Origin of the sequence: Pedobacter soli, assembly GCF_900101435.1 — a bacterium.
GTDB lineage: Bacteria > Bacteroidota > Bacteroidia > Sphingobacteriales > Sphingobacteriaceae > Pedobacter > Pedobacter soli.
Genome location: NZ_FMZH01000018.1, coordinates 1 through 10319, shown reverse-complemented (window position 1 = coordinate 10319; position 10319 = coordinate 1). Strand labels below are relative to the sequence as shown.

10 protein-coding genes and 1 tRNA gene are annotated in these 10319 nt (G+C 37.8%); 5 read left to right on the top strand and 6 right to left on the bottom strand.

All coding sequences use genetic code 11. The features are described 5' to 3' along the window. The 3 genes from BLR37_RS23385 to BLR37_RS23375 all read left to right on the top strand — a co-directional run. Positions 1-276 (top strand): IS3 family transposase (locus BLR37_RS23385; RefSeq protein ID WP_208599720.1); only part of this gene is annotated, 276 nt, incomplete at its 5' end. 281 nt (positions 277-557) lie between these two features. Then, positions 558-1043 (top strand): hypothetical protein, encoded by a 486-nt coding sequence (locus BLR37_RS23380; RefSeq protein ID WP_090772917.1) that lies wholly within the window; start codon positions 558-560, stop codon positions 1041-1043. A gap of 688 nt (positions 1044-1731) precedes the next feature. After that, positions 1732-1805: transfer RNA gene (locus tag BLR37_RS23375), tRNA-Met, on the top strand. Positions 1806-1969: 164 nt separating this feature from the next. Here the strand turns inward: BLR37_RS23375 and BLR37_RS23370 are convergent. Continuing rightward, a complete protein-coding gene (locus tag BLR37_RS23370) occupies positions 1970-2554 on the bottom strand; it encodes a hypothetical protein (protein ID WP_090772915.1) in 585 nt (194 codons plus the stop codon). 87 nt (positions 2555-2641) lie between these two features. Here BLR37_RS23370 and BLR37_RS23365 point away from each other — a divergent pair. Beyond that, positions 2642-3714 (top strand): IS3 family transposase gene (locus tag BLR37_RS23365; RefSeq protein WP_425262021.1). Its coding sequence is split into 2 segments (ribosomal slippage): positions 2642-2903 and positions 2903-3714, totalling 1074 coding nucleotides; the frame shifts between segments, so codons are not numbered across the junction. On the opposite strand, the gene BLR37_RS23360 is transcribed toward BLR37_RS23365, so the two are convergent. After that, the gene (locus tag BLR37_RS23360) at positions 3680-4876 is read right to left on the bottom strand and encodes a recombinase family protein (RefSeq protein ID WP_090772913.1); all 1197 of its coding nucleotides are present in this window, start codon (positions 4874-4876) and stop codon (positions 3680-3682) included. The two genes, BLR37_RS23365 and BLR37_RS23360, sit on opposite strands and share 35 nt — an antisense overlap. A gap of 611 nt (positions 4877-5487) precedes the next feature. Here BLR37_RS23360 and tcmP (BLR37_RS23355) point away from each other — a divergent pair. Beyond that, positions 5488-6327, top strand: coding sequence for a three-Cys-motif partner protein TcmP (gene tcmP / locus BLR37_RS23355; protein WP_090772911.1), 840 nt, complete (start codon positions 5488-5490; stop codon positions 6325-6327). Here the strand turns inward: tcmP (BLR37_RS23355) and BLR37_RS23350 are convergent. The 4 genes from BLR37_RS23350 to BLR37_RS23335 all read right to left on the bottom strand — a co-directional run bounded on the left by BLR37_RS23350 (position 6324) and on the right by BLR37_RS23335 (position 10303). Continuing rightward, positions 6324-7085 (bottom strand): DUF5131 family protein, encoded by a 762-nt coding sequence (locus BLR37_RS23350; protein ID WP_090772909.1) that lies wholly within the window; start codon positions 7083-7085, stop codon positions 6324-6326. The genes tcmP (BLR37_RS23355) and BLR37_RS23350 overlap by 4 nt on opposite strands. A gap of 2 nt (positions 7086-7087) precedes the next feature. After that, on the bottom strand, positions 7088-8194 hold the full coding sequence (gene tcmP, locus BLR37_RS23345; protein WP_090772907.1) for a three-Cys-motif partner protein TcmP: 1107 nt from the start codon (positions 8192-8194) through the stop codon (positions 7088-7090). Positions 8195-8917: 723 nt separating this feature from the next. Continuing rightward, complete coding sequence (locus BLR37_RS23340; RefSeq protein ID WP_143009656.1) at positions 8918-9397, bottom strand: hypothetical protein; 480 nt, start codon at positions 9395-9397, stop codon at positions 8918-8920. 804 nt (positions 9398-10201) lie between these two features. Next, positions 10202-10303, bottom strand: coding sequence for an integrase core domain-containing protein (locus BLR37_RS23335; RefSeq protein ID WP_425262022.1), 102 nt, complete (start codon positions 10301-10303; stop codon positions 10202-10204). Positions 10304-10319 lie beyond the last annotated feature (16 nt).

Sequence of the window (10319 nt, the reverse complement as noted above, 5' to 3'; positions counted from 1 at the left end):
TCAGAGTTTAGGAAACAGTTGATGGGATTACCAATAATTCAAAGCATGAGCAGAAAAGGGAATTGTTGGGATAATGCAGTTGCAGAGAGTTTCTTTAAAACCATGAAAACTGAGATGGTTTACCAAAGAAATTTCAAAACTAAAAAGCAGGCATACTTGGCAGTATTTGAATACATAGAGATTTGGTATAACAGAAAAAGAATCCATTCATCATTGGGTTATCTGACTCCCTTAGAGGTTGAAGAAACCACAATGAACAAAAAAAGAGCCGCATAATTTGCACCCAAAAGGAATCTAAATTAATGCATCTCAAAAAAATATCTGACAAAAAAAAATCTCTAGTATACTATTGCAATTCCAAACCGTGGTTTCTTGCGTAGCAACCATAAATCCCGATTTACCCATCCCATTTTTTCCAGAGCAGAGTAGAACGCGCAATACAGGCCGGTTGCCTGATGCTGTTCTGATTTTTTTTAATGCCCTGATGGTTAACCCCACCCGGGCCTATTGATATGTTTTTAATTAACCATTATCTATAACCTTTAAAAAACGAAAAAATGAGTTCAAGTAACAGAATTTCAGCGGTGATTACACCAGAGCAGTTAAAAAACATTAACGATGCCGTAGCTGTATTTAAAACCAATTTGAGTGAGGTACTGATTATTAACCTTACAGCAGCTGAACGCAGGGCCATGCTAAAGCTGGGCGACAAAACCATGGGTTTTGTAGAAAAGGCATTTGATTATGCCCTGCAAAACCCCAGCTTTATACCCAACTTTATGGATTTGGAAGAAGCAAGAAAAGATTATGCTTTATCGGGCGTGCTGTATCAAATTTTTCAGCAATTAAATACACTGATTACGGCAGTAGAAGATTCAGGTATGGCAGCTGGAAGTGAGGCCTACGAAGCTGCCCTGCTTTTTTATCATTCAGTTAAAGCTGCCAGTCGCTCCAATGTACCAGGTTCGCAAGCCATATACGACGATTTGCGTCAGCGTTTCCCGACTACAAGAAAGTCTGGTGCACCAAAGCTGCCCTTATAATTCATCCATCTGTGGCGAGACCAAGCTTGCCACAGATTTTTAACACAGCGAACACAATTCGTATATTCATACTCAGGGTACATTATAAACTACCACCATATACTTATTAAGCTACCCTAATATACTACGTAAGTTATGTGATAATACTTATTAAGATATAAAGGGTACTTCAAAAGCTATCAACATATACTTATTAAGCTACCCAGATATACTACGTAAGCTATACGATAATACTTATTAAGGTATGAGGGGGTACTTCAAAAGCTATCAGCATATACTTATTAAGCTACCCAGATATACTACGTAAGCTATACGATAATACTTATTAAGATATAAAGGGTACTTCAAAAGCTATCGACATATACTTCTTTAAGGTTATCTGCAAAATATTTATATCTATTCGGCTAAATTTGCGGTAGGAAGCATTGTTCCCGACAGTTATTAAACCCCTTCAAACTTCCAATTTACCAGATTAATATGGTTTTAGATCCCTTTCTAAAGAAAGTACAACGCTAAATCAAGCAAGCAATACGAGCCTAAAAGAAATTCAGATCATTTAAATTTGCTGTGCGATAGCGCTTTAAATGTTTTTTCACTTTTCCTTTTAATAGAATGATAATTTATTCTATATTTGCAGCTCTTAAAAATAACCACTTCTATATTTACGTTATTTAGTAAGTATAAGCCCGGCGGGGTAGCTCAGATGGTTAGAGCGCAGGATTCATAACCCTGAGGTCGGCAGTTCGATCCTGCTCCCCGCTACTTAAGGAAACAACACCCAAGAGTTGTTTCCTTTTTTTATACCCATAAAAAACTGTTAGTCAAATTGTTGCAATCCGACAGTAAACAGTTCGATTTTTCAGAAAATCTCCTTGAACTTTTATGTAGTTTAGACCAAAAACGCCCCTAAAAGCAGTATTAACACATTATTTTAGCGTTCGATTTTCCCTTAAGGATTCGCGGCACTTCGATTGTCCAGAGCCTCTGTACGTTTTTGCCAAAACGTACATTAAATTTAGAACAACTGAAGCTTGGCCTTCATCAACTTGAATCCCTTGATTGGCTAAAATACGAACAGCACGGCTTGAAGAAACCTTTCGCTCCAAAAAATTGGTTTTATGAGGTAGTCGGTAATCGATATCAGCTATACTTATATTTTTCTTTCTACTTAGCACCTTATAAAGAGCATTACTAGTATAAAGTGATACTGTACGATTTTCCAAATCAATATCTCTTACTGGGAAAAAACCGAGTAATTGCTTTTTATCCCCAAAATCGAGATCATCAAAGCTTCTAAAGATATCAATGGACGACCTGGTTGCAAACTTAATCTGTTGATCGAGACAGGCAAGTTTGGAATCCACAGCTCTCAATTCTTTATTAAGACTTTCCAGAATTACCTTGACTTCACTTTTCAATGAGCTGAAATCATCAAATTTTAACAAATCCGACACAAAAAGCTTTCTGGTCTTAGATAGCAAATGACCTTGTTCATCAATTTGTTTGTGCACTTCCCAAAATTCAGACCAGTTAAAAGTATAATTCTAGACCGAGCGCAGCGAGGCTATTAGAAAAAACTATTAATTTTAATTGGTAATATGAAAAGAATCAAGTTTACGGAATCCCAGATTGTAAAAGCCATCAAAGAACATGAGAATGGCAAAAATGTGCACGATCTCTGCAGAGAGTTAGGGGTTAGCACTGCAGCCTTTTACAAATGGCGCCAGAGGTACGGAGGAATGGAAGTGAAAGAAATATCAAAGCTCAAGGCATTAGAGGAGGAAAATGCACGTTTGAAAAAAATGTATGCGAATCTCAGCCTTGTGCACGAAGTTTTCAAGGAGGCGGTGGAAAAAAAGCTTTAACGCCTGACGAAAAACGTGGTTTAGTGGATGAGATGGTGAAAAGGATTAGCCATCGTCAGGCTTGTCAATGTGTCGGATTAAACCGGAGCAATCATTACTATAAACACAAACGGCGCGATGACAGCGAAATAGTTAATGCACTTTCTCATCTAGTTGAAAAGCATGTTTCCATAGGCTTCTGGCAATGCTATTACCGATTACGTCGAAAAGGAATTATATGGAACCATAAAAAGGTTTATCGGGTTTATACCGCGATGAAGCTTAATATTCGGCGCAGGGCAAAGAAAAGACTACCAGAAAGAATCAAAAAGCCATTATTTGTGCCGGAAACTGTAAATGAGGTGTGGTCTATGGATTTTATGAGTGACGCGCTTTGGAATGGAAGGAAATTTAGATTGTTGAACATCGCCGATGATTACAACAGAGAGATGCTTGCTATGGAGATAGATTATTCACTTCCAGCATTGAGGGTTACCAGGGCATTAGATGAGCTCAAACAATATAGAGGGCTCCCAAAAATGATAAGAATGGATAATGGGCCAGAATTCATCTCACATAAGCTGGATGAATGGGCGAAGGAAAACAATGTAGAACTGCTTTTTATCGAGCCTGGAGAGCCAACACAGAACGCATATATAGAAAGATGCAATGGAAGCATTAGAAGAGAATTATTGAATGCCTACATATTTCATTCCTTGGATGACGTGAGGGAGAAGGTAGAGGAATGGATGATGGACTATAATTACCATCGACCACACCAGGCATTGAACTTCAAATCTCCCATCGATTTATTGCAGGAAAGTTGAGGACAAAATTATACTTTTGAATGGTCTGAAAAACAGGGGAGCTTACATGTTTAGACAACTTCCGCCGTTCTAATAAATACTCTAGTTTCTTCGTCCCTATATTGAAATCTTCTAAAACCAAGGCAAATAATTCTGTTGCATATTTAGAAAGTCTCATTTGACGCAACTGATGAGAATAACTATTATTTAGCGCTTCTGCTCTAATTCTTACTTTACATTTACCCGAACAATGATAGTATCCATATTTCTTATTATAGCCTTTAGACAAACTGCCACGTAGTTTGTTTTTGCAAACCGGGCATGTTAAATATCCTTTTAAAAAGAAAATATTTTTAAGTTCATCTGTTTTTCCAATTACCTTTCTTTTGGTGCGAATTATATTTTGCACTTGGTAAAAAAGCTGTTCTGAAATAATGGGCTCATGAACCCCTTTCACTAATTCATTAATATTGTTGCTGCTGGGTGCCAATCTTACAAATCCACAATAAACCGGGTTTTGCAGCAGCCTCCAAAAATAAGATCGAGAGCACCTAAAGCCTCTTGCCTTGGCCATCATCCTTGCTTCTTCAAGCCGATAAGTATTGGTAGACAACAACTGATAAACCCAACTCAAAATCCCAGCTTCTGGCTCTTTTGGCGCAATATACTTCCTGCCGTCCAGCCCAGTAAGATTAAGATATCCCTTAGGGGCCCTATTCGGATAACGGCCTAACTGTTTTGCTCTTCGTAGCCCATTTACGGTGTTCAATGCTCTTCTTGTATTTTCAGCTTCGGGAATCGCTAGATAGACAGCAAGCATCACGGTACTTTCGGGAACAGAGAAATCAATTGGCTGATCAATAGCCATTGCATTAGCATTGTACTTTCGAAGCAAACCGATCATTTCATACGCGTATTCAATGTTTCGACTAAACCGATCCCACTTAATAAAAAGGATATTATTTTCTTCAGTCTTTGAACTTTTCTTAACCTCAGCGATTAACTTCTTCCATTCCGGGCGATTAAAATTCTTCGCTGAATAATCCTCGCTAAATATACCCCTTACCTGGATATTATTATGAGAGCAGTATTTCAACAATTGATCCTGCTGCTCAGGTAGCGAATAGCCTTTTCTCTTTTGCTCATCTGTGCTTACACGGATATATAGATATGCAGACTCCATGATACTAAATGATTTGTTGTCAAATAGATAACGTACAAATTTGATTAGGATGGATAATTTTGACTTACTTAACAAGAATTTTATATTTTCGACCATCAAACAACACCTTGTTCCAGAACAGGCTTGAACAGTCTTAATTCTCCTTAAAATCAGTCAATTGAAATCTTTTTAGCGAAAATCATTGCCAGTTTGCGACGTTAGATGTGGCCAGTTTTGGAATAATCTACACCTTGCTCAGGCAATGAATAACTTTTTCGTTTTGCTCATCCGTGCTTACACGGATATATAGGTATGCGGACTCCATAGTATTCAAAAGTTTTGGTAAAATAATAACGAAAAGATGATAAAAGAGGGTTATTGCTCCAGCCATCAAACGATCAGCTTTTTTGAAGCCTTAGAGATACGTAGCTCTACCTTGTTTAACCTTGACGTCAAAGAAACTAATTCAAAGATTTGTTTTCTTATACTGTTAAGCATAGCAATAATATCCTTTTAGGATGAAAATATAACGGATTAGTTGTCCCTGTATGAACAACTAAATCCGTTATGACCAATAGAATTATTCTGATTATATTGTGAGCTTAATTCATACAAACCCTAGCGCACTCATCATGGAAAACGAATTTGGCGGTTCATGGACCGAAACGAAAATTGAGATACTTGAAATGTACGCATCTGCCTATCTTACAATTATGAACAAATATCCGTTCCACATAACCTATTTCGACGGTTTTGCAGGGAGCGGCGAGATCAAGATCGGAAACGAAGACGATTTTAAAGTGATTGAAGGTGCCGCACAAAAAATCGTTGATATCAGCTCACCCAGAAGCTTCGACATCTACTATTTCGTAGAGAAAGACGAGATGAAGAAACAACGCCTTGAAACCTCTGTCAAGAGCAAAAGACCGGACAATGTATTTGTAGTTGCGGAAGACTGCAATGTGGTACTTAAACGTCTCGCCAGCTTTTTAAGAAAGAATAAGATGAGGAAAGCTCTTGTATTTTTGGACCCTTTCGGGATGAACCTGGATTGGAGCTCAATTGAGAACCTCAAAGGCCTCGGAGTAGATCTGTGGCTGCTGAGTCCTACTGGTGTTGGCGCAAACCGACTTCTAAAGAAAGACCTGAATATTTCAGAGGCTTGGTGGAAACGACTGGAAAAGTTCTTCGGGGTCGATCGTGAGCTGATTACTAGGAGCATTTACCGGGAAGATATCATTACAGATCTCTTTGGATCCAGAACAGTCATTACCAAATCAAGTCAGGCCAACGATAAACTATTCGAAATCTATACTGAAAAACTAAAAACTATTTTTGGACTCGTTTCCAATCCGTACGTCATTGTCAACAGAAATAATTCCCTAATGTACCACTTTTTCTGTGCGTCAAATAATGCGAGCGCTATCAAGATCGCGAACGATCTGGTAAGCAAGCATAACAAAAAAACTTAGGCAGCGACAACAGGAAGCTCTCTAAATATCTCCCCATCAAGTTCACACCCACCCTTTGCATGTTTTGGATGTTTGGCATCAATTGTGGGATCATTCGGGTTTGCATTAAACTTCGGCTTTCCCCATTGTTTGAAGAAGAAAGCAACATTACTCTGCTCGCACCTAACCTTGACATAGTCAATCCATTCCTTTTCCAATGGCCTAGCTTTATGTCCTGACTCTCCTCCAACAATTACCCAGTCTATACCGTCTAAATTTAAAGTTCTCACCGGCCCTATAAGAGGTTCAATGGAGAGAAACTTGATCTTTGCAGGCGTTAAGGAAAGGTCGTCGATACGGTAAGCATAGTCCTCATTTTCAATAGAAACTCCCATCCAGATATTAGGGGTCCAGGTAAGTTGGTCTGCAAGTTCCACCAGCCTTTCCGACCGCTTAGTAAGCACTTGGTAAACATGCTGTGGGGTATTGTTCATCACAGCGAACACCGCCTTGATGAATTCTATCGGAACCTCGGGATGAAAGAGATCACTCATGGAATTCACAAATACAACCTTGGATTTTTTCCAACCGTAGGGAATGTTCAAGGTGTCAGGATGTGTACGAACCTTAAAGCCGTCCTTATACTTTTCTACGCCCATTGCGGTGAGACGCCTTGTCATAGACTCCGCATAGCAGAACTTACATCCGGGACTTATCTTGCTGCAGCCTGTTACCGGATTCCAGGTCAGCTCGGTCCATTCAATATTTGATTGTGCCATAATTATATGATTATTGGTACGTCATTTTTATTTTTGTGCAAATCTGTGGAAATATACTCAATTACAGACTTTATTTTTTTCTCAGCAAACAGTTTTTTTAATACTACATTGGCGTCCTTTAACAGAAAGCCCTCATTGAGGGCGAACAGGTAAGCTTCATTCCGCATACCAATTTCCCGACCTAAAATCTTCCTGCGCAGGTTTTTCTCAAAGACATCCCGTTTACTGGGAATATCAAATTCGGGAAAAAGACTAGGCGAATGTAAATCAATTTTTTCGCTGTCTATGTCGTAATTTGCCTCTCCGCGTAAGCTATCATTCTTCCAGGCAACGCTCAGGAATTTTTCTATCCCCAATGTATGGTGCGTTCCAAAGATGAGACCATAAATATTCCGCTCCTTTTTTATGGAAAATGGAGCAAGATAGTAGGTTCGCCCGATCGGAATAAGCGACTTGTAATGGGCCAACACCTTTCTATGCACATGGTAATAATGGACTGACTGCATCTCTACCGGGTCAAATGGGAAATATTTCTGAAACTCAGGGGTATTAGCAAATCGCCTAAAGTAAGATGATGAAATAAAGAACAAAAAATCAGTCTGGCGCAGGGCAATTATTTTAACAAAGAGCTCAGAGGTAATCTCCTTTATTCCGTTCTGATCAAAAAACAAGAAATTGGCAGACTGTTTCATCGCTTCATATTGTTCATTAAACAAACTTTTAAAATCCCTATTATAGGTTCGTATGCTGAAATTTCCCTTTGCTCCAGCCAAACAATCCATTAAAGCACGGTAGTTGTCTTCCTCAAGTTCGTTGAAATGAAGAATAACCTTAATACCGCGATTCACAATCAACCTTTCAAAAGACCTTACAACCTCAAGTGCGATAAGTGGGCTTCCTGGCCTGTTTAGAGAATCCTTTCCCTGCCCTGCAAAAAAGTCGAAAATCTGAACAGTCTTCCAGATTGGCTCACGCCTTGAAAGAAATACAGGCGCCCATTCCCTGAGATAATCTGTGTAAACCTTTAGTTTTACAATTGTCCCCTCATCAAAGGGTTTTCTAAACAAATCCCTAACTGCCACCAACAAATATACTAAAAATATTAGCAATTAAAAATCCATAATTTGATGAATCACTGAGAGGGGCAGAATGCATATTCTTGAAGTACAAAAAAAAGATATTTTTTGATAACACCGATCTTAGGAAAGGAACTAAAGTATTATTAATCATATTGAGAGGCTATCATTACCATAAATATAGCAGAAAAAAGCGCTCAAAGAAAATCTAGAAAATACTTGATCATATACCTCCTTTTGTTTGATAATATTGAAGCTATATCTATCCCTTAAATAAGCATCTAAGCATAACGCGATACCAAAAATAGTTCCATTAATTAAAAGCAACGCCCTCATACTCTTAATACGTCGGGCAAAATCACGCGACAGTAACTTCCACAAAGTCAACCTAAAACTACATTAAAAGGTCAATAGGATTTGACATTCTACAATTCGTGCCATTCCTTTTTCATCATGACCAATAATAAACATGAATTTATATAGCATCCAGGGCATTTATTAATTCACCGTTGGTAACGGTTAGTTGCCACAAATCAATGAACGAGCTAATGTACATGCCTCTATTTGGACAAACCCACTCCTCTGACCCCATACCGTTGGAAGTTAATTTTAAATAAATCATAAATTGTCTTGCAATTATAGATTCGGCGGAACGGAGTCAACTAGATTGGTTTTTCCACATCTAATCAAGTTTAAGAATTTTGTTGAAATAAGAGCAAAATACATACCTCATATGAATATGGTACTTTTGGGTTTTCAATCATCCGGAATATCCTGATTACTCGCTATTATTTGCAGGTCACGAATAAGTTCCACCAAAATTGTCTCCGCTTCTGCAGGTGTCAGAGGTGATTTCAAAACGACACTTTTTCTCCTTTCCTCGGCAGATAGATGCATTACAACTTTTTTCATCGCTAATGGAAACATTCTATTGATTATTGTAGTAATATATTTTATACATTCAATAACTATGCTAAATTCGATAATTGTTTGCGGCACTACGAAACTGGTAAGACTTTTATTAGTGGGTACACTTTTGTTTTTAACTCTTAAATTATGTGCCACTACTTGATTTCTGAACTCTTTAATATCAGGAAAAAGATTTAGTACATTTTTAATGCGCTTAAAGTAAGGGTTTATATATCTTCTCTGTTGCTCATTTAACAGTCTTATAAAGTGGCCATGGTACTCATCAAAATAACTGGTTACCAATATGCAACCATTTTCAAAACTCATCGTATTTATAGTCATCACAATATTCGGATCGACGTGATAATCGGGTAAGCTGCATAATGCCCGATGATATCTAATAATATTGTTGTTTATAACGTTAAGGATGTGAACGCTTTCGTCTAAAGGTGTGATTTGGTTAGTCATTATAATATGAAAATTTGGTAGGTTTCAGAAATGTCTTCAGTTTAAAATTAGAACGGTATCTGTGGTTGATTTGTAATTTACTGATGTTATTCAGAGCAAAAAAACATAACTATTTGTCGATTACCTGGATAAGCCACTTATCTATTGATGTAAAAATTATTGCTGATCTATTTTTGTAGAGCCTGAAGCATAAATTGACAGGTGAATTGCACCCTTTGCTTGCTAGGTATCCGTATAAAGGTTTTAAAATCCTTGAGATTGTAATAGATCAAAATAAAAAAGCATGGTCAAAGATATTAATATTGATATTAAATTAAGTGTTTAAGCATCTTGATAAAAGTCAGACATCCATAGGGCTAACGAGTAGCTATGATATAGGTTCATGGACCTTATCACTTATAATGGCGCGACGCTCGGCACTAAAAATTATGTAGGATTACATCAATAGCATTTCCTTTAAACCTGTCCTCACAGTGCTATGAATCCAGTTGATAATGAAAGCTTTAAGGGCATTTGAGTATTACCCCCTTCGAAAACGACCGATACATAATCAAATATTGATATTAGAAACAGCAAGCGTTGATTTTGTAATTTTATCCTATATCTAAAAATGCATTGTAAGCTCCCCTGTTTTTCAGACCATTCAAAAGTATAATTTTGTCCTCAACTTTCCTGCAATAAATCGATGGGAGATTTGAAGTTCAATGCCTGGTGTGGTCGATGGTAATTATAGTCCATCATCCATTCCTCTACCTTCTCCCTCACGTCATCCAAGGAATGA

Excerpts from the sequence above, each read along its gene's own strand:
- BLR37_RS23340 (WP_143009656.1), bottom strand. The coding sequence starts at position 9,397 with ATGAGTTTTGAAAATGGTTGCATATTGGTAACCAGTTATTTTGATGAG.
- tcmP (WP_090772911.1), top strand. The coding sequence starts at position 5,488 with ATGGAAAACGAATTTGGCGGTTCATGGACCGAAACGAAAATTGAGATA.
- BLR37_RS23380 (WP_090772917.1), top strand. The coding sequence starts at position 558 with ATGAGTTCAAGTAACAGAATTTCAGCGGTGATTACACCAGAGCAGTTA.
- BLR37_RS23360 (WP_090772913.1), bottom strand. The coding sequence starts at position 4,876 with ATGGAGTCTGCATATCTATATATCCGTGTAAGCACAGATGAGCAAAAG.
- BLR37_RS23350 (WP_090772909.1), bottom strand. The coding sequence starts at position 7,085 with ATGGCACAATCAAATATTGAATGGACCGAGCTGACCTGGAATCCGGTA.